Source organism: Calothrix sp. NIES-2098, from assembly GCF_963875125.1.
Lineage (GTDB): Bacteria > Cyanobacteriota > Cyanobacteriia > Cyanobacteriales > Nostocaceae > Aulosira.
Window position 1 is genome coordinate 1,155,972 of the sequence record NZ_CAWNKJ010000001.1, and the last position, 22,464, is coordinate 1,178,435.

The window sequence follows — 22,464 nt, forward strand, 5'->3', positions numbered from 1 at the left end:
ACGCACCCTACAATTTAACACTGAAAGTTAAAAATAAATTGCATTTTAATCTAAAAATATTCTGACATTACGTACAAATTCTTGTGTTTTTTCAAAGTGAATATTATGTGCAGCATTCTGAATTATTTCTAACTGGGCAAATTCACATATATCTGCCATTTTTTGATTAATCTCTATAAATTTTCGATCGTATTCTCCAGCAAGTAGCAGCAAAGGAATCTTATTTTCTGGCAGTTTCTCCCACAAAGAAGGTTGAGTTCCAATACCCATAAAACGTAAAGATTTATCTAATTCTATAGGTTGATTTTGTAACCTACTCTCTACCATAAAGTTGTATTGTGGATGATTTTTGATATCGCCAAAAATTGGTTGATCATACCAATTTGCTAGAAAAGCTGCAAAATCACTTTTTTCAACGCTTCTAATTAATTTTCTACCTATTTGAGAATCACGTTTAATTCTTTCTAATCGTTCTGCTTCAGTTGCTAAACCTGGGGAAGCTGATTCTAATACAACTTTAGAAAAACGCTCCGGAAAATGCAAAGTGAGGTACAAGGCTAATCTACCTCCCATTGAATAACCAACTAAAAAGCATTTATTAATTTGCAACTCATTTAATAAGTTAATTAAAGCCTGAGCAGTGTTTGGCATTGTATAGCAGTCATCACTACCCAAAACTTGAGTTTTGCCATGTCCGGGAAGGTCAATAGTTAAATAAGAAAATTCATCAGATAAGAGTTGTATGGCTTCATTAAATTCATCAATGTTACCCATGAAGCCGTGCAAAAAAAGAATTAGTGGTTTATTGGGATTGCTAATTAAAGAGTAATTAAATTTATAGTTAGCCAGAGACATATTCTATTCATCTTCAACAACCCTGAGGAACAGAAATCACCAGGGTTGATTGTTTATACTTTAGTTATGTTTTAAGGTAAAAACCGATCTAAAGCTGCCTTAAGTTGTGCAATTTCAGTATCAATATTTCCTTCTTGTGCAGCTCTGGCTATACACTCAGTTAAATGTTCATCCAACACAATTCGCGCTACCCGATCTAATGCACCCCTGACTGCGGCAATTTGCAGTAAAACATCAGGACAAGGGCTATTTTGCTGCACCATTGTCTTAATACCGCGAATGTGTCCTTCTATACGTGCAAGCCTATTGACAATTCGCCGTAAAGACTCTTCACTATGGACGTGAGGATGAACCGAGTCTCCATGTACAGAACTATCTGGATGTTCGTGATCTGAGGTGCGATCGTGAGAGTGTTCTGCTTGCTTGGATGTAGTTAAGGATTCTTCAGGAGATCGGTTTAATCCGTTCATGGTTTCTCAAAGTGCTGGTCTAACTAAGATACTAGCCTAGAGGGAAAGGAAGAAATAACTAATGACAAATGACAAATATTAATTATGGTGTGAAATCCGAACCTTGCTATGGGGAATGTCCATAATAGCTTTTGAGCTAAATATACAATTAATTTGATTATAGGTAGTTCACGCTCTGCCTTAACTAATACTGAGTTTTTCTCACAGATATTAATTGAGTGAAGAAGGTTGCCAACTCCCTTTAATCTTAGTAGCTATCTGAGAACATAACTCAGGGGAGGCGGTGAAACCTGAAGTAGAGTACAAGCGTCAATACGCAGGTATTCTCTGAGATTCTGTAAAAATAAATTTAGATTAGATGCGTCACGACTAAGTAAAAATTACGCTTCTAGATTTAGGTTGTGATTATGAAATTTACCAAATTACCCAGGTCTATACGCCAACTCAGTTCCCACTTTTTAGCTATATTTCTAGGAGTTGTGCTAACTTTTACCAGTCTGCGGGTGTTACCATCCCAAGCAGAACCAGCACCAAAGTCGGCTACTGCAAATACGCCAGAATTGCTGGCTCAACGCCAATCACCAGCTTCGGCTGCAATAGGTAGCAGTAGCTTTGTGACAGCAGCAGTCAATCGTGTTGGCCCAGCAGTAGTACGGATTGATACAGAGCGTACAATTACTCGTCGTAACGATCCATTTCTTGAAGACCCATTTTTCCGCCAGTTTTTTGGTGACAGTTTCCCGCAACAGCCATCTAGAGAGCAATTGCGCGGTCTGGGTTCTGGATTCATTATTGATAAGAGTGGGGTAGTTCTCACCAATGCTCACGTAGTTGATAAAGCTGATAGAGTAACAGTCCGGCTGAAAGATGGCCGCACCTTTGACGGTAAAGTTCAAGGTATTGATGAAGTTACAGATTTAGCAGTAGTTAAGATTAACGCTGGGAATGATTTACCAGTTGCACCCTTAGGTTCTTCTGGTAGCGTGCAGGTAGGAGACTGGGCGATCGCAGTTGGTAATCCTTTAGGATTTGATAATACCGTAACTTTGGGTATTGTCAGCACCCTCAAGCGTTCTTCAGCCCAAGTGGGGATTACAGATAAACGCTTAGAGTTTATTCAAACTGACGCCGCTATTAACCCCGGTAACTCTGGGGGGCCGTTATTAAATGGTCAAGGTGAAGTGATTGGGATTAATACTGCCATTCGTGCTGACGCAATGGGAATTGGATTTGCTATCCCCATTGATAAAGCAAAAGCGATCGCCACACAACTGCAACGCGAAGGTAAAGTTGCTCACCCCTATTTAGGCGTGCAAATGGTAACTTTAACTCCCCAGCTAGCCAAGCAGAACAACACAGATCCCAACTCTCCCATTCAAATACCGGAAGTTAACGGTGTTTTGGTGATGCGAGTTATACCTAATTCGCCAGCTGCATCTGCGGGTATCCGACGCGGGGATGTAATTGTCCAAATTGATGGACAAGCAATTACCACAGCAGAACAGTTACAGAATGCTGTAGAAAATAGTCGCCTCGGTCAAGTATTGCAGGTGAAGGTACAACGAGGTAATCAAACACAGCAGCTATCGGTACGCACGGCTGAATTGCAAAACGCTTCGTAATCAGCGCTGAGTATTGAGTTAATTTATGATATCGGGGGTATGTCTGTGCATACCCTTTATTTTTGGCGATCGCTGCTAAAGTAAAGTTATTCTGAGCTAAAAAAGCATGATGTCTTCGCTTCCCGTCAACGACGCTCAACATAATTTACAACAGCTGATAGATCGAGTTGCAGAGCAGGGTAAACCTGTGCTTATTCAAGGTGAACGCAGTAATGCAATTCTGCTGGCTGAAAAAGACTGGGCTGCAATTCAGGAGACTCTTTACTTGCTATCTATACCTGGGATGCGAGAATCTATCAAAGAAGGATTAGCAACACCAATCCAAGAATGTGATGAGGAGTTGGATTGGTGAGTGATGGCAGTAATGGAGAGCGATCGCATTTTACTCATATTATTCATCAGTTCAAAATTATAAGAGCTATATTCGAGGTATCATTGAAGCGCCTGCAATTGGTAATGATGCATGACAAAAGCAATTACATCTCAATCATTACGCGAAGCATGGGAGCAAGGTTGGCAACAGGCGTTAACCCAAGTTGCACAGAATATGATGCGCGAGGGAATTGATTTAGCTCTAGTAGCAAAACTCACTGGGCTACCACTTAAAATAGTTCAGAATTTGCGAACTAACGAGGTAGATGATTCGCAATTACTGATAAAAGATTTTGTCGAACTGAGTGAGTCATCACTGAGCAAAATTTGGATCGATCCAGAGGAAGACGAAGCTTGGAAGGATCTATAAAAAATCCGATCAAAGGCGATATCATCTCTGTGCCTTTCCCATTTTCTGATGCATCTGCCACTAAAAGAAGACCTGCTTTAGTAATAGCAGAATCGGATAGTCACAATATCATAATCTGTCCTATTACCAGTAAACCCGGCAGAGACTATGCAATTAAGTTAGAAGACCAAGACTTCAGAGTTGGGAAACTAAACTTAAGTCCTTGCTATATTCGCCCTAACATTATCGCTACGGTGGATAAAAGTAATGTTATTCGCCAAATCGGAAAGTTGAAAGATGAAAAACTCAATGAAGTTATTTCTGTAATTATTGAAATACTTCAAAAGCCGTCGCAACCTCCACCATCAACATCCAAAGCTTTAGAACGTGGTAAAAACCCAAAATAATCAACTTTGTCCGGATCTCGGCTGTTGCGGTTCAAAGCACGAGCGATCGCTCTTTACTCTCCATCATTCACCTTTGGATCTTGGACGTTGCTGTTCTCATCTCGAAATTCCGTGTTCTGAACTCGGAACGTCGAGTAATTTACTCCAACATCCGAGTTCAAAAGGAAAGCGATCGCCTTTTTTTCACCATCATTCACCTTTGGATCTCGGACGTTGCTGTTCTCATCTCGAAATTCCGTGTTCGGAAGGCGAAGCTTCAAGTTCAGAACTCGGAACGCCGAGCAATTTACTCCAATATCCGAGTTTTTAACCTCAACGTTGTACTTTAGAAGTGGAATTACTGAGCTACTTTCTCTAACGCTGCTTTTTGAAGCTTGACTTTCCCTTACTTACGGGTGAACTTTTATTTGATTTCCTCAACTACTGTCTCTAAAGCAGTGCTTTGGCACATTTTTACATCTGCAAAACGCTTACATAAGCCTCACTGCATACTATTCAGAGGAACCTGAAGCGTAACTTCAATGTGGTGGTAGCCAAATGAAAGAGTCAAAATAGAAGATAGAGGCTAGCGATCGCAGTCTTACCTGGAATTAGGAGTTTACTATCAGTGGTATTACAAGTACAAACCAGCACCTACGAACCTAAAACCCAAGAAATTGCTAAACAACTTCTAGAAGCAACCCAAGAAAATCGCTCGTTTTTTGCCTCGCTTCGCGATCAAATGCGTTGGGATGATAAATTACTAGCTTGGGCGATGAGCAATCCTGGGTTACGGGTGCAATTATTTCGCTTTATCGATACATTACCTGCTTTACGCAGCAAACCAGAAATTGCTGCACATTTACAAGAATATTTAGGAGATGAATCTGTAGAATTACCTGCGGCTTTAAAAGGGATGCTCAATTTTGCTAACCCTGATTCTATGCCGGGACAAGTGGCGGCGACAACTGTAGCGACAGCCGTTGAAACTCTCGCTCATAAATATATTGCTGGGGAAAATATTACACAAGTTATCAAAACAGTTGAACGCTTACGTAAAGAAAAAATGGCTTTCACCATTGACTTACTTGGTGAAGCGGTAATTACAGAAACAGAAGCAAAATCTTACTTAGAACGCTATTTAGAATTAATCGCACAATTGGTAGCAGCATCGAAGAATTGGAAAGCGATTGGTGCTATTGATGAAGCAGATGGCGAACAGCTACCAAAAGTGCAAGTTTCTGTAAAGTTAACGGCGTTTTATTCGCAATTTGACCCCTTAGATGCTGAGGGTAGCGAGGCGAGAGTAAGCGATCGCATTCGCACTCTACTGCGTCATGCTAAAGAATTAGGCGCAGCTGTGCATTTTGATATGGAACAGTATGCCTATAAAGATATAACTCTGAATATTCTCAAAAAATTATTGACGGAAGAAGAGTTTAGGCAACGTACAGATATTGGCATCACAATCCAAGCATATCTGCGTGACAGCGAGCAAGATGCCAAAGATGTAATTGCTTGGTTGAAACAGCGTGGTTATCCTTTAACCATCCGTTTAGTCAAAGGCGCATATTGGGATCAGGAAACTATCAAAGCAGCGCAGAAACATTGGCCCCAGCCTGTTTACAATGACAAAGCCGCCAGCGATGCGAATTTTGAAGCCATCACTCAGTTATTGCTAGAGAATCATCAATATGTATATGCTGCCATTGGTAGTCATAACGTGCGATCGCAAGCTAGAGCAATAGCGATCGCAGAAAGTTTAAAGGTTCCCCGCCGTTGTTTTGAAATGCAAGTTCTCTACGGGATGGGGGATAAACTGGCGAAGGCTTTGGTTGATAAGGGTTATCGGGTAAGAGTTTATTGTCCCTATGGTGAATTATTGCCAGGGATGGCTTATTTAATTCGGCGCTTGTTGGAAAATACGGCTAATAGTTCGTTTTTACGGCAAAATTTGGAGAATAGGCCGATTGAGGAGTTGATAGCACCTCCCAATATAGATTTGTCTCACGCAAAAGCGCAAAGCCAAGCCAGTGCGTTGGGCGGCTCTGCCGACTTGAAGCAACTGGCGCGCAAAGAAGAAAAAGTAGGGTTTTTGGGTGCGGCGGATACTGATTATGCGGAGGAGGAAGAAAGAAGGAAATCGGCGGAGGCGTTTCAGGCTGTTCATCAGCAATTGGGGAGAACTTATTTACCACTAATTAATGGTGAGTATGTGAATACCCAGGAAGCGATTGATTCTCTCAATCCTTCTAATTTCAGTCAGGTAATTGGTAAGGTTGGACTTATCAGTGTTGAACAAGCTGAACAAGCGATGAAAGCGGCGAAGGCGGCTTTTCCTGGTTGGCGGAAAACGCCAGTGAAGCAACGCGCTGATATTTTGCGGAAAGCTGCTGATTTGATGGAACAGCGCCGCGCTGAACTTTCCGCTTGGATAGTTTTGGAAGTTGGGAAGCCAGTTAAGGAAGCAGATGCGGAGGTTTCGGAGGCGATAGACTTCTGTCGCTACTACGCCGATGAAATGGAACGGCTAGATAAAGGTGTCAATTATGACGTTTCGGGAGAGACAAACCGTTATCTTTACCAACCACGAGGAATTGCTGTAGTCATTTCGCCTTGGAATTTTCCTTTAGCGATCGCTTGTGGTATGACTGTAGCAGCGTTAGTCACTGGCAATTGTACTCTGCTCAAACCTGCGGAAACATCTTCTGTAATTACCGCCAAACTTACAGAAATTTTGGTAGAAGCTGGAATTCCTCAAGGTGTCTTCCAATATGTACCTGGTAAGGGTTCCCAAGTCGGTGCTTACTTGGTGAGTCATCCAGATACTCATGTGATTGCTTTTACCGGTTCTCAGGAAGTGGGATGTAAGATTTACGCAGAAGCATCTACACTCAAACCTTTGCAAAGGCATATGAAGCGAGTAATTGCAGAGATGGGTGGGAAGAATGGCATTATTGTAGATGAAAGTGCTGATTTAGACCAGGCTGTCGTTGGGGTAGTGCAATCAGCATTTGGCTATAGCGGACAAAAATGTTCTGCCTGTTCCAGAGTGATTGTGCAGCAATCGATTTACGATACCTTTGTGCAGCGGTTAGTAGAAGCCACAAAATCCCTGAATATTGGGGAAGCAGAGTTACCCAGTACCCAAGTCGGCCCGGTAATTGATGCTAATGCCCGCGATCGCATTCGCGAGTATATTGAAAAAGGTAAGGTAGAAGCAAAATTAGCGCTAGAGTTACCAGCACCAGAACAAGGCTATTTTATTGGGCCAGTCATCTTTAGCGAAGTATCACCCAATGGGATAATTGCCCAACAAGAAATTTTTGGCCCCGTACTAGCAGTAATTAAAGTAAAAGATTTTCAGGAAGCATTAGCCGTTGCTAACGGTACTAACTTCGCTTTAACTGGAGGACTTTACTCAAGAACACCATCTCACATCCAGCAAGCACAACAAGACTTTGAAGTCGGGAATTTATACATTAACCGTACAATTACAGGAGCGATCGTTGCCCGTCAACCCTTTGGTGGATTCAATCTTTCTGGTGTTGGTTCCAAAGCAGGCGGCCCCGATTACCTGCTACAATTCCTAGAACCGCGCACAATCACAGAAAATATTCAGCGCCAAGGTTTCGCACCAATTGAAGGTGCAGATTAAATTATACAAGTAGGGTGGGCAATGCCCACCTTAAAAGTTACATCTAACCGCAGAGGAGGACACTTCCGTGCGGGGGTTCCCTCCGTTGAGGAAAGTGTCCTTCGTGCAGAGAATGCAAAGAAATGGTCAGCAAAAATTTTATTATTAAAACTGTTGAATCTCCTGAAGAATTTGCTGCAATTAAAGCAATTAGAATAGCCGTATTCCAGGAAGAACAAGGGGTAGAACCTGCTTTAGAATTTGATGGTAAAGATGAAATTTCTCAACATTTAATTGCTTATTTAAATCAAGAAGCTGTCGGTACTGCCAGAATTAGATATTTAGATAATCAAACTGCAAAAGTAGAAAGACTAGCTGTTTTATCTAGAGCTAGGGGAAACGGAATCGGTCAGCAACTCATGGAAAAAGCTTTAAAAATTATTGCTAGTAAAAATATTCCAGAAGTTGTCATTCATGCCCAAGAATATGTAAAAGCTTTATATGAAAAAATGGGTTTTGTACAAGAAGGAGAAATCTTTATAGAAGCAGATATTTCTCATGTAAAAATGAAGAATAAATTATGATTCTCTAAAATGGGAAACACTTATCTAATATCAGCAAAGCAATCACAAAAATTCTGCGATCGCTTCGCTCCACTGCTGTTGTGTAATCCCTAATTTTTTCGGATATTTGTAATAATTAATATTGCCAAATTTTAATTATTCCATCCTGGCTACAACTACCTAATAGATTGTTTTTAGAGCTAAAAACTATTGTTCTAATTTCACTTTCCTGATTAAAATTAAATATATTTCGCTGTTTTTTTATATCCCAAATGCTAACTTTTCCGTCTTTACTACCAATAGCTATAACTTGACTATCAGGGCTAAAGGCAACTGAGTTAATACTACCAAGCTCTGTTGAAGAATAGATATTAGTCTCATGTGTCAAGTCCCAAACTTCTAAACTTTTATCACAGCCAATTGCTAAAAGTTTACCATCAGGACTACAAGCAATAGAGTTAATTGGCGACAGATTATCAACAAGTGTCCGACCTTCTATCCGCTTTTTAGGATACCAAATTTTTACAATGCCGTCTTTTTCACCACTAAATAAAACTTCTCCATTAGGGCTAAAAGCAATTGTTGTGACTTCACTTAAATTCTCAGCCAGGATAGTTTTTTTATAAGACAACATATCCCAAACGATCAGCCTTTTATACTTGCTACCAGCAACAAGCGTCTGTCCATCTGGGCTAAAAACTAATGCTAGAACCGTTCCTGGTTCCATGTCAGACTCGAAGTATGCTCGTTCATTAAGAGGCTTTTGTTGTTTATTTTGTGAATTATTCCAAAGCCAGACAGAGTTGCGGTTATTTAAATAAGTACCACTAGCGATAAAGTTACCATCGGGACTAAAAACAACGTTACTTGCAAAGGAGTGAGATGAAGTTTTTTGTAACAGTTCAGGTTTATTCAAATTATCTAAATCCCATTGCTGTATTGTTTGATTGTCAAATCTACTGACTAAACATTTACCATCTGGACTAAACGCAATTGAGCTAATAGGAAATTCAGTTTTGAGACTATCCTTTATTGATAGCTGTCCATAATTCGCCGAATGTTGTAAAGATTGTTTTACTTGAAATGGCTCTACTGTTTTAAGAATTAAAGGCTGTTCAGAAACAATGAAATCATTTAAATCAAAGGCCGTTGAAGCTTTAGCTGGCGAAGGATCAGTGATTTCCCAAAATTCACTATACGCTTCTCTAACTTGATTATGTGCTGCTGATATAGCCTGGTGATTGATGGCTACATTATCTAAAATTTCGTGAAATACTAAACCCTCTATTAAATAGATTTCACGTCCAAATGGATCTTTCAAAATAGTAGTCTCATCAGCACACTGAATATCTGCTTTTGTACCCTTAATAATTTGAAATATTAAAGTTAAATCTCCAACACTAGACCCAGTAATTTTACGACAAATAGCTGTACCAGCATCAGTTAAATCACCATCAGTTGCTCTAGCTAGTAAATTAGATATTTGGGCGTTACAAATAAAATCTGGCGCGACGACTGTGCGATAATCTAGATACAGATTACGACTAACTAAGAAAGGCCAAGCTTTAAAACTCATATTCCTGCTTCTCCTAGATTAGATTCTCGGTAGTCTTTATCCAAATTTTGGCGAATTTGGATAAAACTATCAATAATATGCTTTAAAGCTGTTTCCTCATCTTTGACTTGTTTGAGAGAGTCTTGTTGTTGACGACGTAGCTTTTCCGTTTCTTTAGCAGCCTCGGCTTTTGCTTTAGCAACTTCTTGCTGAGTTTTGTGAACTTTTTCTTCGACTTGTTGAATACCTTTTTCTGTAATTTTGAGTAGCTTATCTAAAGTTTCGTTATCAAATTTGTACTTCTCAGGTAATAAATTGCGTGCTGTTGTAGCTGCTAGAGAAAGAACTGTGTCAGATACAAATTGATTTACTTGTTCTAAAAAACTGAACTTAGGTAGTACCTCAGTCTTTTTTTGCAAAATTTCCCGGTGTTTTTGTTTGATATAGTTGATTTCTATTTGTAGACCATCTATCAAAACACATGAAAGCGGTACTTCCACCTGAAAAGGTTGAGGAACTGACCCAGAAAGCTTTTTCATAACTCCATCTTGGAAGATGGCAAAATCCATACCAACAGAACTAACAGGGATTAACCTAACTGGGCATTTCGCATCATTTCTTTGTTTAACAATATTTTTAAATTCTGAGCTTATTTTTAAAAGCCGATATCTAACATCTGCTAGATCAAAGCCGCCTTGATTAGCAACTAAATCCCACTTAGTAATAATAAAATGAATAGGAATTTTTTTGTGGCATCGCTGTATTAATTGCAGTACAGATGGTAATTGTGTTAATAACCATTTTTGATGTAGCTTATCTTCACTTCCTCTTAATAAATTGATAATTTGTTGTCCATCTAGAATAGCTAAAATTGCATCAGCTTCTTGAACTTCACGTTGCCAATCAATATTTAAGTCCGCAGATTCGTCTGCTGCTATATCTGAGAGTAATGCACCTGGATAATCTTTATAAATAAATTTACACGCCTGATGAACAGATAAATCCTCAGTCTTGACACAGCAAGTAAAAACCCAATCGGTGATTCCCCTGGTTGCAGTTGGCCAGGAATCCCCGGTAATAATTTCTGTGTAAAATGTATTTAAAAGATTGCGTTGTTCATGATTTTCAACTTCAAGAAAAAATCCGTATTCTCCTTGCGTCGATAGCTGCTTAAATAAGCTCGCAAGAAATACTGTTTTTCCAGAGCCACTCGAACCTAAAGTAATAATATTATATTTTTTCATAATCACATAAACTTGAATGTTCAGTTAAAGTTGATGAAATCTGAAGGCATGAAATTCTTAGTAAATTATGATTTTGGCTATAGTAATTCAAAGTAAGCTAAAATCAGATTCGGGAAAGTCTCTAGTGAGATAGCTTTGGATATAGAGAAAACTATCAACTGCATGTTTTAGTGCTGTTTCTTCATCTTTGACTAGTTTTAGAGAAGCTTCTTGTTCTTTAAGAAGTTTATCTGAACGCTTAATTGCTTCTGTTTGTCCTTTTTGAATAGTCTCATCTAATGCCTGGCCTAATCTTTCTAATAAAGGTTTAGCTAGTTTATATTGTGGAGGCAAAAAATGTAGTAATAATTGATAGGTAACGCCGAGAATAGGCTTGGCAAATCCAACTATATTGAAAAAATTATCGAGGGGATTGTCATTAACTTTTTCTAATGATTTCTGCTCTTGTTTTAATTGATGGATTCGAGCTGTAAATCCATCGGGAAAGACGCAAGCTAATGGAACTTCTGTGAGAAAAGGAGCAGGAATGGCACTAGGTAGTTTTTTCATACTTCCATCAGGTTGGAGCCTAGCAAATTTTGACCCAACAGAACTTATAGGAATTAAGCGAATAGGAGCACCTATATTATTTCTAGATTGAACAACCTCAGCGAATTCTGGAATTTGCAACAGGCGATCGCGTATTTGTTGTAGAGAAAATTCTTTTTGAAGTATATCCCATTTACTAATAACAAAGTGAATGGGTACTCGAGAACTTTGCATTCTTTTGAGGATGCTTGGTAAATCTCGATTTAAAAAGGAGGTAACAGTAAATTCCTGACTACCAGTTAATAATCCATAAATCTTTTGACCATCTAATAACCCTAAAAGAGTATCTGCTTGTTTAAGAAGCGCTTCAAATTCTGCATCTTCCACATCGTCAGTAAGCCTTCCTCCACAGTAATCATAATAAGTAAATTGGCAAACAGGATAGTCTGTAAGCTGACCTGTTTTGACACAACAGGTAAATGTCCATTGGGAAACTTCACTATATCTAGTACCAGGTGGCCATACGTCTCCAGTAATAATTTGGCTATAGATATGATTGAGTTTTTTTCTTCTCTCTAAATCTTCTACATCCAAATAAAAACCATACTTTCCTTGAGTTGATAATTCCTTAAATAAACTAGCAAGGAATACTGTCTTACCCGAACCCGCAGAACCCAATGTTAGAATTTGGTACTTTTTCATAGAGACAAATTACTTATCAGCTTGAAAATACTCAAGCTGGTGATTGTAGCTTCAAATATATCTTCAGCTACAACCTAGTCTTTGTGAACAGCAAATGCCTTCAGGAAAAATACTGGTAAATTCTTTTTGGAATACCTTTATTATCAGAAAAATTACAGATGTTACTTGGATTTTATGAAATAATTGATTTCTTAATTATAAATTATTAAAAAAATTTTTTGGACTGTATTTTTATTACTGTGCTAACAAAACGTTTAAAATTTTAAGATTTAACCATTAAGGTAATGTCATCGCTTTTTTTTGAGAAAAATTTAGTAATTTATAAGGAATAAGAATTAGTAGATATAATTCTCAATTAACCATAATTTATAAAATTTTGGGTTTGGTTAATTTACCTAAAATGGCAAGCAGAATTATCTACTTTCATCCTCTGCCAAATAGGGTTGTTCGGGAAGAAACAGGGTAAACTTACTACCTTCTCCTAAAGTCGATTCTACTGTCACATCTCCACCATGCAAACGCGCTAATTTGCGTGTCAAAGCTAAACCTAAACCAGTACCTTCATATTGGCGATTTAATCGGCTGTCAAGCTGTTTAAAGGGTTCAAATAGAAATTGAAATTGATTAGCATCAATACCAATACCAGTATCTGCAACTGTAAATGTGATGCCGTTACTGACTTTTTTGACTTCTAAAGATACTTGACCGGCTGGAGTGAATTTAATCGCGTTAGTCAGAAGATTGAGTAGCATTTGCTTAATTCGCCGTTCATCAGCTACACAAATATCAGCTTGTGGATCGATCTTGCTGGTAAGTTGCAATCCTTTTTCTAGAGTTTGATCGGAAACTGTTGAGATTACAGAATTACATACATCTGTAACTAGTAAAGGTAAAAGCAAAAGTTCTTCTTTACCTGCTTCTACTTTCGACAGGTCAAGAATATCGTTGATTAGTGCTAATAGATGTTCGCCACTACTATATACACAACTAATATATTCCTTTTGCTTTTCATTGAGCTGCCCAACCATTTCTTGTTGCAGCAATTGCGATAAACCCATAATCGCATTTAGTGGTGTCCGCAGTTCGTGGCTCATAGTGGCTAAAAATTCGCTTTTGGCACGGCTACCAGCTTCAGCCGCTGCTTGAGAAGCACGCAATTTCAATTCTGTTTGCTTGCGTTCTGTAATGTCCTCAAGAATAGTTAAGAAAAATTCTGGGTTCCCATTACTATCTGGAATGACTGAAACTGATAGGTGAGTCCAAACTAACCGTCCTTCTTTATGTAAGAACAACTTTTCCATCTCAATTCGGTGTCTTTCGACAAGCTGTTCCGGATCGGAGCGAATACCAGAAAGCAGTTGTCTCAGCAGATCTAAATCCCCTTTTTGTGGAGAAACATAATCTGTAAAACGCTTGCTACATAGCTCTTCTCGGCTGTAACCTAGCATTTGACATAGGGCTGGATTAGCATCAACTATTTGTGCTTTCATGTCTATCAGTCCGATACCGATAGAAGAACACTCAAAAATTGCGCGAAATTGGGCCTCGCTTTGGCGTAGTGCTGCTTCTGCGGCGTTACGTTCGCTGGCTTCTATGGCTAAGGTGACAAAATCTGCAATCGATCCGGCAAAATTCTCTTCTTCCAATGTCCATTGGCGTACTTCACCAAAGTGTTCGTGAGATACGACACCTACTAACCGACCTCCCAGCCAAATTGGTGCATTCAACAGTGAGGTAATTCCTAACACAGAAAGGTAAGACTGGGATAATTCTTGAGTTCTGGTGTCGTTGATGGCATCATGGGCAGCAATGCTACGTTCTTCTTCCAAGGCTTGGAAATAATCAGGACAATTCGCTTTCGATAGTGACAAGCCAGAGCTATGTTCTTTTGTCCTCACATCATACAAATCGACACATTCCAACGTTGAGTGGTCTTCGGTATATAACCATACACCAACTCGCTGCACTGAAAGAGTGCGTGCAGCCGCTTCTGTAATCTCTTGGAAGGCCGCATTGAGATTACCTTGTTGAAATCTTTTACTTCTTGCTAGTTGCACCAGCGTTTGGCTTTGTTTTCTGCGAGCATGTTCTCTAATTTGCAAGGTCTCTTGGGACTGCTTGCGCTCTGTAATATCTCTAGCTGCCACCACATGCATTTTTTGACCTGCGTAAGAAATAATTTTGCCTTGGAGTTCTACAAAAAAAGTAGAGCCATCTTTCCTAACTACAATTACTTCACAAGCTTTTTCCGAACCGGAAAGTATATTTTTTATCATCAACTCTTGTGATTCTGCTGTTAGGAGTTCCCAGCTATTCTTGCCAATGAGTTCTGCAACTTCATAACCTGTCATTTTTGCCAGGACATGATTAGCATTTACAATCACTCCCCTTTTATGTATAATTGTGCCTTCAAAAGTTGCCTCTGACAAAAAACGCCATTGTGTTTGGTACTCAGTTAAGCTAGATAAGGATAATAATTGCTCTGTTTGACTTGCGTTTTGGATGGAAACCGCGATCGCTTGTTCTCTAAGTTGACGCCGTTGTTGTTCGATCGCGTAGAGCAATCGCCGCCGTAAAAGTGGAGGAGCGATCTCACTAGCGATTAAATAGTCTTGCGCGCCTAAACTTAGAGCTTGCAAGCTGCGAACCTCATCATCTACATCCCCGATCGCAATTATCGCCACCTTGGGAGCTAGCGATCGCACATCAGAGATGATTTTTAAATCTCTAGCATCCTTCACAGACAAGTTCAAGACTGCAACATCAATTGCTTGAGTTTGTAAAGTATGTATCCCCTGTAAAAATTCCTGAGCCTGAATCAACTCAAACCTAGGTTGGTTTATAGGGTTTTTCCTACTTAGATCTGAGAGTATGGAAAACACCAAGCTAGCATTGCTCCTGACATTGTCAGATGCTTTTTTCGCGCCAACTTCTAAATGAGTTCCACAAAACAGCAGAATGTTGATTCGTTCGCAAGTCATGCTTGTTACCAGTGGAGCAGCTTCATCAATCGGGGCGACGGCAAAAGCTGCTGGAGATGCACCTTCCAAAAATACAATATTCGCCCATCAGCGTAAATTAGCATTATATGCAAACCAATCAATACTCAGTAGCAAAATTGATGAGTCTCAAGCCGTGGAACATTTAAAATTGCATGGCGGGCGGACGAGCAAAAAACATTAATGTTCTGAAAGATTATTCTATTAAATTTTCTTGCTGCTTGACTGAGAAATTTTTCTCAAGAGCGATCGCAAAATCTAATTTATTGCTAAATCTTGACGAAAAAAACCCGTGTATTCCTTTAGATAGAGATACGCTACCTCATAACTTTTGCGACAATTAAACTAAGAGCAGGTGTTGCAGAGGTAGAGCAATGAAAGATAACAGTCTAAGAATTGTCTCACTAATTCCTAGTGGAACAGAGATTTTAGCGGCACTGGGTTTAGCTGACGCAATTGTAGGGCGATCGCATGAATGTGACTACCCTCCAGAAATTCAAAATCGCCCTATTTGTACCAAAGCACGCTTAGATAGCAATGGAGCAAGTAGCGCAATTCACAATGAGGTTAACAATTTATTGCAATCTGCTCTGAGTATCTATGAAATCAACACTGAGATTCTAGAGGAATTACAGCCTACCCATATTGTGACTCAAGACCAGTGTGATGTTTGTGCAGTCAGCCTACAAGATGTAGAAAAGGCCGTTGCTAATCTCATCGACACTTCACCTCAAATTATTTCTTTACAACCCAATTTACTCCAAGATGTTTGGAACGATATTGAGCGAGTGGGGAATATTTTTGCTGTTGACTCAGTGAAGTTGCTAGAAGACTTAGAAGCGCGTGTCAAAATTTGTCAGCAAAAAATCCAAGGACTTTCTTTAACAGAATTACCTTCTGTCGCCTGTATCGAATGGACAGATCCGTTGATGGTAGCCGCTAACTGGATTCCGGAGTTAGTCAATTTGGTAGGAGGACAAACTCTATTTAGCTCCGCAGGTAAACCATCTTCTACGTTAGAGTGGGACACACTCATAGCTAGTAACCCAGATGTAATTATCTTTATGCCTTGCGGTTGGGATTTATATCGCACTCGCCAAGAAGCACAACAATTTACTCAACGTTCAGAATGGCAAAAACTTCATGCCGTTCAAACTGGTAGAGTCTATATTACTGATGGCAATTCCTATTTCAATCGTCCAGGGCCAAGGCTAGTAGATTCCTTGGAAATTTTGGCAGAAATGTTGCATCCTGAGATTTTTGATTATGGTTATAAAGGAACTGCTTGGCAAGCTTTATCGGCTGATGAAGTAATTTCTGTGCCTGTGAGTTAGTAAGGTAATTAAAGGCAGAGGAGCGCGGAGATTTTATCGTCGGTATTTGTGATGGTGTTTTAGGAAATAGGGCTGTTTTAAGCGGGACGCCGTGCTACTTGATTGAGCCATTCAATTAGGGGTCTTAAGGTTCCTGGTAATGCGGCCTCACTCACTGTCACGGTATGTTGTTTGCCCTGGTCTTCCACGGTTAACTTATATTGAAAGCGATCGACTTGGGGATTAGGGGCAGTAATTTTTTCAGGTAAATTAAATAAATCGGCAGCGGCCACCAGTCGGGGTAGTTCGTTGGCTTCGTTGGGTGGCAAATTAGCTGTATCAACGGTTGTTTTCTTACTAATTCCAGCAAAGCCGCCTGTGCGTTCAAAGGAGATGCGCATTTTTTACTCTCCGTTGTCCTGTCTAGGGGGAAAAAGAAAAAGACTGGAAGATTTTGACTCTCATCTCCCAGTGTAACAACAAAGGACAACCTAGTATAAATTCTGAATGACGAATGATAAATTATGAAAATTTTACTTTTTCATGATTCACCATTCACTATTTAAGTACACCTACTTTTTGCCAAGCGTTTTGTACAGCTTTTTGTTCTTGACTATTGTCACCGTAGAGTTCGCCAGCTACTTTGATAGTTGCATTGGCGGCTGTTTTAAAATTAGCATTAGCACGCAGGCGATCGCGCAAAGTTACATACCAGATTTTGCCAGATTTTTCCCAAGCATAGCCGCCAATCTCTATTGCTGCTAAATAAAAAGCATAGTTGGGAATGCCTGAGTTTATATGCACCCCAGCGTTATCTTCAAAACCAGTATATTTATCTTTCATCAAGGCTGGTTGCGGATCTTGACCCATCACTGGATCGTCGTATGCTGTTCCTGGTGCTTTGAGAGAACGGATACCAACACCTTTAACAGTCGGAGCTAAAAGACCTTCACCAATGATCCAATCTGCTTGGTCTACTGTTTGATTTTTGCTTTTTTGTTTTACTAAAGCACCGAAAACATCCGAAAATGACTCATTTAGCGCACCTGGTTCGCCGTAATACTGTAGACCAGCCTCATACTGAGTCACTCCATGAGTTAATTCATGAGCAATCACATCAATAGATTTGGTGAAGCGTTGAAACAATTCGCCATCACCGTCACCATAAACCATCTGGTCGCCATTCCAGAAAGCATTATCGTATTTGACACCATAATGCACGGTAGAGTCTAAACGCAGACCCTTGTCATCAATCGAGTTGCGATCGAATATCTCATAAAATAAGTCATAAGTAGCCCCAGCCGAATCATAGGCTTCATTCACAGCTTCATCAGTGCTTGGAGGATCTCCCTCACCACGCACTAGCGTACCGGGTAGACTTTCAGAATTTTTAGCATCGTAGATAGTACGCCGCTTCACACCTGGAGATGGCGCAAAAGAGACAGATCCTACTATATTCCGTCTTCCCCTTAGTTGTGCCGAAACATTTAATGTTTGAAAAGCCCAACTACGCTGTTCCGGCGTGCCATTGACAGCGACGTTTTGCAATATATGTGGTGGAATAATACAACAGATAGGGCATCTAGAGTACTGTGGATGTTCACAGTTCAAACCAATTGATTTTTTCTTATTTCGAGCCATCCTAGATTTCTCCTTTTTAAACTAAGTGATGGCAAACAGTGGTTTTAACTCCACTGTTCAAAGGAGCAGAAAAACTAATGTCAGTGGCGCGTTGTTTCTACTCGATATTTGATTACAGGTCTGTTAAGAGAGGTGAGTACCCTCTGAAGTTATGTTGAGGTTGGGACATGACATAGAAACACAAGACAAATTCAGATTCCGCAAATTAGCTAAAATCTTTGTCTGGTGGCGCAAAATCTCCTTTAGAGACCCAACGGCTTTATATAATAGGTCTTGTCAAGATAAACTGTGTAATTTATTACTTATTTTTTAATAGAAATTAGAAAAAATCTACTTATTTAGAGTTTTTGTCTTTCCCAATTCCTCAGCTAAAATTTGCACAGCCAGCCCCCGAAAACCGCCATCCCGTAATATTTCCAAGGTACTGCTACTGTTGCAAAACCAGCTTTTGCCAGCATTTGTAAATGGGCATCTAAAGTAGCTAGCTGGTCTTGGCTTGAGTAACCTTGTGTAAAACTTGTGCCCACCTTAGCACGAACTTCTGCCAGCGTTATCCTCTGTTCGACTGCCCATTGTTCTCGCGCGGCTTTGTATACTTCCACTAATACAGGTGATTCCGGCAGGATGGGGTCGGCATTCCAAAAACAGCCATGAGGATTGATGCTGGTAGCAATTTGTTGAAATAATTTGAATTTCATCTCATCTTGGAGATGGTGAATTGCCAAAGATGACACACAAGCATCAAATTCCCTGCCTATACCCAATTTTTCCGGATTATTTGCCCAGTCGCCAAAATCTGCTTCGATACAACTCCAGCGATTTTCATAGCCCGCTGCGGTTATTTTACTTTGAGCAAATTGCAACATTCGCGGCGAGTAATCTAAGGCAATTACTTGCGCATCTGGACAACGCTGGAGTATTTTGAGACTCAATTCCCCTGTGCCACAGCCTAATTCTAAAATGCGATGAGTTGTGGAAGGCAGACAACGGGTAATTACCTCCAGCATCTCATCATATCGAGGTAATAGCTGGCGAATCCCCGTGTCGAAATCAGCAGTGTTGGCAAATACTTCACCGGGAAATAGTTGTTGCATATTGCTGCTATGAGGTCTTACATCCATCCATAAATCTTAGAGCATCATGACCTGTTAAAGAATCTCTTTATCAAAACTCTTCTTTGTGTTCTACCCTTCTCCTGACGGAGACGCTACGCGAACGGGAACGGCTACTCTGTGAGAAAGCCTCCGGCGAACGCCGAACGCGTCTTTGCGGTTCGTTATTTCAGATCTATTGTGTGCAATATCCTAAATTTAAATTTGCACTCATCTTTGACCAAAACCTCCACCGCCAGGTGTTTCTATGACAAAAATATCTCCAGGTTGCATCTCTACAGTTGCAGTACTATCTAAATTATCTTGGGTTCCATCTTGACGCTGTATCCAGTTGCGTCCGACTTGTCCCGCTTCGCCACCATTTAATCCAAAGGGAGGGACACGGCGATGATTAGACAGAATATTCGCTGTCATCGGTTCCAGAAACTTGATGCGGCGAATCACCCCGTTACCGCCGACATATTTTCCTTTACCACCGCTATCGGGACGCAAACTAAAGCTTTCTACCATTACAGGATAGCGGGTTTCTAAAACTTCTGGGTCGGTCAAGCGAGAGTTGGTCATGTGGGTGTGAACTGCATCAGTACCATGAAAGTTAACCCCTGCACCCGAACCGCCGCAGATCGTTTCATAATATTGATAGCGCCGATCGCCGAAAGTAAAATTATTCATGGTTCCTTGAGAAGCTGCGATCGCACCTAAGGCACCATATAAAGCATCAACTATCGTTTGGGATGTCTCGACATTACCCGCTACTACTGCTGCTGGATGAGTTGGGTTCAGCATACAACCTTCAGGAATGATAATTGCTAAAGGTTTCAGACAGCCAGCATTCAGGGGAATATTATCATCAACTAAAGTCCGAAAGACATATAATACTGCTGCTTGGGTCACAGCTTTGGGAGCATTAAAATTACTGTTTAATTGCCCAGATGTGCCAGTAAAATCAATAATGGCACTGCGATTTTCTCGGTTAATACTTACTTTTACTTGGATTTTAGCACCGCTATCCATTTCATAAATAAATGCACCATCTTTGAGAACTTTAATCGCCCTCCTAACTGACTCCTCAGCATTATCTTGGACAAATTTCATGTAAGCTTGAACTATATCGAGTCCGTATTGCTCAACCATTTTCCGGAGTTCTTGTACTCCTCTTTCATTAGCAGCAATTTGTGCTTTGAAGTCAGCAATGTTTTGATTGGGATTACGCGCCGGGTATGAATGATTGAGTAGTATATCTCTTACTGCTACTTCTCGAAAATTTCCCTGTTCAACTAAGAGAAAATTATCAAATAAAATTCCTTCTTCTTCTACTGTAGTACTGTGAGGAGGCATAGAACCGGGAGTGATACCTCCAATATCGGCTTGATGTCCGCGAGAAGCAACGTAGAAAATAATTTGGTTTTCTTGTTCGTCAAAAACGGGTGTAATAGCTGTGACATCGGGAAGATGGGTTCCGCCATTATAGGGATTATTAGATAAATATACATTTCCCGATTTTATAGTGTCGCTTTTATCGTTAATTAAACTGCGGACACTTTCACTCATTGAGCCTAAATGTACGGGAATGTGAGGGGCATTAGCAACTAATAATCCTGAAGCATCGAAGATAGCACAGGAGAAATCTAAACGTTCTTTGATATTTACTGATGCTGCTGTGTTTTGCAAAACAATCCCCATTTGTTCAGCGATAAATTGATAGAGATTTTTAAATATTTCTAAACGAACGGGGTCTGGTTTAGATGTTGAGTACATTTTTGATGATTATGATTGTAATTTTACTGGGTTGTAGAGACGTTGCATATAACGTCTCTAAAGGGTTAGGTTGCACTCACGATTGTATTGGAATACAAGATGTTTTCGACTTATAAATCTCGTACATCAACAAGCTTCCGGCGACAGCCAGATTGAGGGAATCAACTGCACCTACCATCGGAATTCGCACTAGATGTTGACATAAGTCTCGCTGTTGTGGAGTCAGTCCTTGACGCTCTTCACCGAGGAAAACAAGAGTTGATGACGGATAATTAAATTGATGAAAGTCATTCATTCCATCAGGTGAAGCACCAATAGTAGAAATTTTGCGATCGCGTATCCAATGACGTAATGCTGACAAGTTTGTACGGACAAATTTCTGATTAAACAGCGAACTCATGGATGCGCGAACAACATCGGGATCAAAAGGATCTATACTTGCGCCAATGAAGATAAACCCCGCACCACCCACCGCTTCGGATGTGCGAATCAAGGTTCCCAGGTTTCCTGGCGAACGAACAGTTTGCAAAGCTACCCAGCACAAGCCAGTTTGCGATGAGATATTATCTAAATTAAACCAACGTTGACGCGCGATCGCACCAATACCAGAAGCTCTTTCAGTATGGGAGACATGGCGAAATTGTTCTGGCGTAACGTTAATACAAGGAACACCAGCGCGGCGCGATCTGCGAACTAGCTTCCTTGCTAGAGGTGCTGTGAGCAGTTTCTCGCTAAACACGATCGCGGAAATATCGAAACCGTTGTCAATTGCTTTTACAAAGTTACGCACACCCTCAATATAAAATAATCCTGAGGCGTGACGATATGCGCGGTCAAATTGGAGCTTTTCAACCTCGGTTAGCGTAGCCTCAACATCTAACCGTTCGTGGCTGGAACTCTTAACACCAGCCATCCTCCTTGTGCAGAGCTACCTGGCCTGCTACATGAAAAACTTGAATTAGCATGAGATATTGCGGTCGCTGTGCCGCAGACATCAAATTCATTGTCATCAATATTAGCACGCGATCGCTCTAGATTGGCAGACTTAGTTGTCTCTATTTCATACCATCCTGGTTTTTGTAGATCTTCTTGTTAATTGGCCTAACATTTTAAGAGATTGGACGTTTTAAAATTTGCTTTACAGAACCATACATATCGCCTGTCAAACCTTCAAGTTCGTGTTCTATATCTTCCCAACGCCCAAGTTTAATTGTCCATTTCCCATTTGGTAATTGCCTAGCAGCGTGAGTTGGTTCACCATCCTCTGTAGCATATATTGCTAAATGTAGTTTCTATTTCTACTGTTTGAATAACCGGGTAAATGTAAGGTGACATGATTTAAGTTTCTTAAAGAAGAC

Annotated in this window: 21 protein-coding genes; 9 read left to right on the forward strand and 12 right to left on the reverse strand. The window is 40.2% G+C overall.

The window, feature by feature from the left end; all coding sequences use genetic code 11:
- Positions 1-45: 45 nt before the first annotated feature.
- Together menH and AACU33_RS04865 are read right to left on the reverse strand one after the other, a co-directional pair.
- Positions 46-855, reverse strand: a complete 810-nt coding sequence (gene menH / locus AACU33_RS04860; protein WP_096587297.1) for a 2-succinyl-6-hydroxy-2,4-cyclohexadiene-1-carboxylate synthase — start codon at positions 853-855, stop codon at positions 46-48.
- A 71-nt stretch (positions 856-926) separates the two neighbouring features.
- Positions 927-1,325, reverse strand: coding sequence for a metal-sensing transcriptional repressor (locus AACU33_RS04865; protein ID WP_096587298.1), 399 nt, complete (start codon positions 1,323-1,325; stop codon positions 927-929).
- Positions 1,326-1,732: 407 nt separating this feature from the next.
- Between AACU33_RS04865 and AACU33_RS04870 the strand changes: the two genes are divergently transcribed.
- From AACU33_RS04870 to AACU33_RS04900, 7 genes are all read left to right on the forward strand, one after another.
- Positions 1,733-2,947 carry an HhoA/HhoB/HtrA family serine endopeptidase gene (locus AACU33_RS04870; RefSeq protein ID WP_096587299.1) on the forward strand — a complete coding sequence of 405 codons (1,215 nt, stop codon included), beginning with the start codon at positions 1,733-1,735 and terminating at the stop codon, positions 2,945-2,947.
- 106 nt (positions 2,948-3,053) lie between these two features.
- Positions 3,054-3,299, forward strand: coding sequence for a type II toxin-antitoxin system Phd/YefM family antitoxin (locus tag AACU33_RS04875; RefSeq protein WP_339375769.1), 246 nt, complete (start codon positions 3,054-3,056; stop codon positions 3,297-3,299).
- Between the two features lie 111 nt (positions 3,300-3,410).
- Positions 3,411-3,689 carry a hypothetical protein gene (locus AACU33_RS04880; RefSeq protein ID WP_096587301.1) on the forward strand — a complete coding sequence of 93 codons (279 nt, stop codon included), beginning with the start codon at positions 3,411-3,413 and terminating at the stop codon, positions 3,687-3,689.
- Entirely contained in the window at positions 3,674-4,075 is a 402-nt protein-coding gene (locus tag AACU33_RS04885; RefSeq protein WP_096587302.1) for a type II toxin-antitoxin system PemK/MazF family toxin, read from the forward strand. The genes AACU33_RS04880 and AACU33_RS04885 overlap by 16 nt, the downstream gene beginning before the upstream one ends.
- On the forward strand, positions 4,056-4,385 hold the full coding sequence (locus AACU33_RS04890; RefSeq protein WP_339375770.1) for a hypothetical protein: 330 nt from the start codon (positions 4,056-4,058) through the stop codon (positions 4,383-4,385). The genes AACU33_RS04885 and AACU33_RS04890 overlap by 20 nt, the downstream gene beginning before the upstream one ends.
- A 297-nt stretch (positions 4,386-4,682) precedes the next feature.
- Entirely contained in the window at positions 4,683-7,712 is a 3,030-nt protein-coding gene (pruA, locus tag AACU33_RS04895) for an L-glutamate gamma-semialdehyde dehydrogenase (RefSeq protein ID WP_096587304.1), read from the forward strand.
- Between the two features lie 122 nt (positions 7,713-7,834).
- The gene (locus AACU33_RS04900; protein ID WP_096587305.1) at positions 7,835-8,275 is read left to right on the forward strand and encodes a GNAT family N-acetyltransferase; all 441 of its coding nucleotides are present in this window, start codon (positions 7,835-7,837) and stop codon (positions 8,273-8,275) included.
- Between the two features lie 115 nt (positions 8,276-8,390).
- Here AACU33_RS04900 and AACU33_RS04905 read toward each other — a convergent pair whose 3' ends face one another.
- The 4 genes from AACU33_RS04905 to AACU33_RS04920 all read right to left on the reverse strand — a co-directional run bounded on the left by AACU33_RS04905 (position 8,391) and on the right by AACU33_RS04920 (position 15,264).
- Complete coding sequence (locus tag AACU33_RS04905) at positions 8,391-9,830, reverse strand: WD40 repeat domain-containing protein (protein ID WP_096587306.1); 1,440 nt, start codon at positions 9,828-9,830, stop codon at positions 8,391-8,393.
- On the reverse strand, positions 9,827-11,053 hold the full coding sequence (locus AACU33_RS04910) for a TRAFAC clade GTPase domain-containing protein (protein WP_096587307.1): 1,227 nt from the start codon (positions 11,051-11,053) through the stop codon (positions 9,827-9,829). The genes AACU33_RS04905 and AACU33_RS04910 overlap by 4 nt, the downstream gene beginning before the upstream one ends.
- An 87-nt stretch (positions 11,054-11,140) precedes the next feature.
- Positions 11,141-12,175, reverse strand: coding sequence for a hypothetical protein (locus tag AACU33_RS04915; RefSeq protein WP_339375771.1), 1,035 nt, complete (start codon positions 12,173-12,175; stop codon positions 11,141-11,143).
- A 521-nt stretch (positions 12,176-12,696) separates the two neighbouring features.
- Positions 12,697-15,264, reverse strand: a complete 2,568-nt coding sequence (locus AACU33_RS04920; protein ID WP_339375772.1) for a PAS domain S-box protein — start codon at positions 15,262-15,264, stop codon at positions 12,697-12,699.
- On the opposite strand from AACU33_RS04920, the gene AACU33_RS04925 reads away from it, so the two are divergent.
- Entirely contained in the window at positions 15,242-15,466 is a 225-nt protein-coding gene (locus AACU33_RS04925; protein ID WP_339375773.1) for a hypothetical protein, read from the forward strand. The genes AACU33_RS04920 and AACU33_RS04925 overlap by 23 nt on opposite strands.
- Before the next feature lie 190 nt (positions 15,467-15,656).
- Positions 15,657-16,616 carry a cobalamin-binding protein gene (locus tag AACU33_RS04930; RefSeq protein ID WP_096587310.1) on the forward strand — a complete coding sequence of 320 codons (960 nt, stop codon included), beginning with the start codon at positions 15,657-15,659 and terminating at the stop codon, positions 16,614-16,616.
- A gap of 77 nt (positions 16,617-16,693) precedes the next feature.
- Here the strand turns inward: AACU33_RS04930 and AACU33_RS04935 are convergent, their stop codons facing one another.
- The 6 genes from AACU33_RS04935 to AACU33_RS37535 form a co-directional block, all read right to left on the reverse strand.
- Entirely contained in the window at positions 16,694-16,996 is a 303-nt protein-coding gene (locus AACU33_RS04935) for a protealysin inhibitor emfourin (RefSeq protein ID WP_096587311.1), read from the reverse strand.
- A 157-nt stretch (positions 16,997-17,153) separates the two neighbouring features.
- Entirely contained in the window at positions 17,154-18,236 is a 1,083-nt protein-coding gene (locus AACU33_RS04940; protein ID WP_096587312.1) for a M4 family metallopeptidase, read from the reverse strand.
- 368 nt (positions 18,237-18,604) lie between these two features.
- On the reverse strand, positions 18,605-19,330 hold the full coding sequence (locus tag AACU33_RS04945) for a class I SAM-dependent methyltransferase (RefSeq protein ID WP_096587313.1): 726 nt from the start codon (positions 19,328-19,330) through the stop codon (positions 18,605-18,607).
- A 228-nt stretch (positions 19,331-19,558) separates the two neighbouring features.
- The gene (locus tag AACU33_RS04950) at positions 19,559-21,106 is read right to left on the reverse strand and encodes a hydantoinase B/oxoprolinase family protein (protein ID WP_096587314.1); all 1,548 of its coding nucleotides are present in this window, start codon (positions 21,104-21,106) and stop codon (positions 19,559-19,561) included.
- A gap of 76 nt (positions 21,107-21,182) precedes the next feature.
- Positions 21,183-22,019 carry a TrmH family RNA methyltransferase gene (locus AACU33_RS04955; RefSeq protein WP_096587315.1) on the reverse strand — a complete coding sequence of 279 codons (837 nt, stop codon included), beginning with the start codon at positions 22,017-22,019 and terminating at the stop codon, positions 21,183-21,185.
- Positions 22,020-22,215: 196 nt separating this feature from the next.
- Positions 22,216-22,383 carry a DUF7689 domain-containing protein gene (locus AACU33_RS37535; protein WP_445291780.1) on the reverse strand — a complete coding sequence of 56 codons (168 nt, stop codon included), beginning with the start codon at positions 22,381-22,383 and terminating at the stop codon, positions 22,216-22,218.
- Positions 22,384-22,464: the final 81 nt, after the last annotated feature.

Excerpts from the sequence above, each read along its gene's own strand:
- menH (WP_096587297.1), bottom strand. The coding sequence starts at position 855 with ATGTCTCTGGCTAACTATAAATTTAATTACTCTTTAATTAGCAATCCC.
- AACU33_RS04865 (WP_096587298.1), bottom strand. The coding sequence starts at position 1,325 with ATGAACGGATTAAACCGATCTCCTGAAGAATCCTTAACTACATCCAAG.
- AACU33_RS04870 (WP_096587299.1), top strand. The coding sequence starts at position 1,733 with ATGAAATTTACCAAATTACCCAGGTCTATACGCCAACTCAGTTCCCAC.
- AACU33_RS04875 (WP_339375769.1), top strand. The coding sequence starts at position 3,054 with ATGATGTCTTCGCTTCCCGTCAACGACGCTCAACATAATTTACAACAG.
- AACU33_RS04880 (WP_096587301.1), top strand. The coding sequence starts at position 3,411 with ATGACAAAAGCAATTACATCTCAATCATTACGCGAAGCATGGGAGCAA.
- AACU33_RS04900 (WP_096587305.1), top strand. The coding sequence starts at position 7,835 with ATGGTCAGCAAAAATTTTATTATTAAAACTGTTGAATCTCCTGAAGAA.
- AACU33_RS04905 (WP_096587306.1), bottom strand. The coding sequence starts at position 9,830 with ATGAGTTTTAAAGCTTGGCCTTTCTTAGTTAGTCGTAATCTGTATCTA.
- AACU33_RS04910 (WP_096587307.1), bottom strand. The coding sequence starts at position 11,053 with ATGAAAAAATATAATATTATTACTTTAGGTTCGAGTGGCTCTGGAAAA.
- AACU33_RS04925 (WP_339375773.1), top strand. The coding sequence starts at position 15,242 with ATGTTGATTCGTTCGCAAGTCATGCTTGTTACCAGTGGAGCAGCTTCA.
- AACU33_RS04920 (WP_339375772.1), bottom strand. The coding sequence starts at position 15,264 with ATGACTTGCGAACGAATCAACATTCTGCTGTTTTGTGGAACTCATTTA.
- AACU33_RS04930 (WP_096587310.1), top strand. The coding sequence starts at position 15,657 with ATGAAAGATAACAGTCTAAGAATTGTCTCACTAATTCCTAGTGGAACA.
- AACU33_RS04935 (WP_096587311.1), bottom strand. The coding sequence starts at position 16,996 with ATGCGCATCTCCTTTGAACGCACAGGCGGCTTTGCTGGAATTAGTAAG.
- AACU33_RS04940 (WP_096587312.1), bottom strand. The coding sequence starts at position 18,236 with ATGGCTCGAAATAAGAAAAAATCAATTGGTTTGAACTGTGAACATCCA.
- AACU33_RS04945 (WP_096587313.1), bottom strand. The coding sequence starts at position 19,330 with ATGCAACAACTATTTCCCGGTGAAGTATTTGCCAACACTGCTGATTTC.
- AACU33_RS04950 (WP_096587314.1), bottom strand. The coding sequence starts at position 21,106 with ATGTACTCAACATCTAAACCAGACCCCGTTCGTTTAGAAATATTTAAA.
- AACU33_RS04955 (WP_096587315.1), bottom strand. The coding sequence starts at position 22,019 with ATGGCTGGTGTTAAGAGTTCCAGCCACGAACGGTTAGATGTTGAGGCT.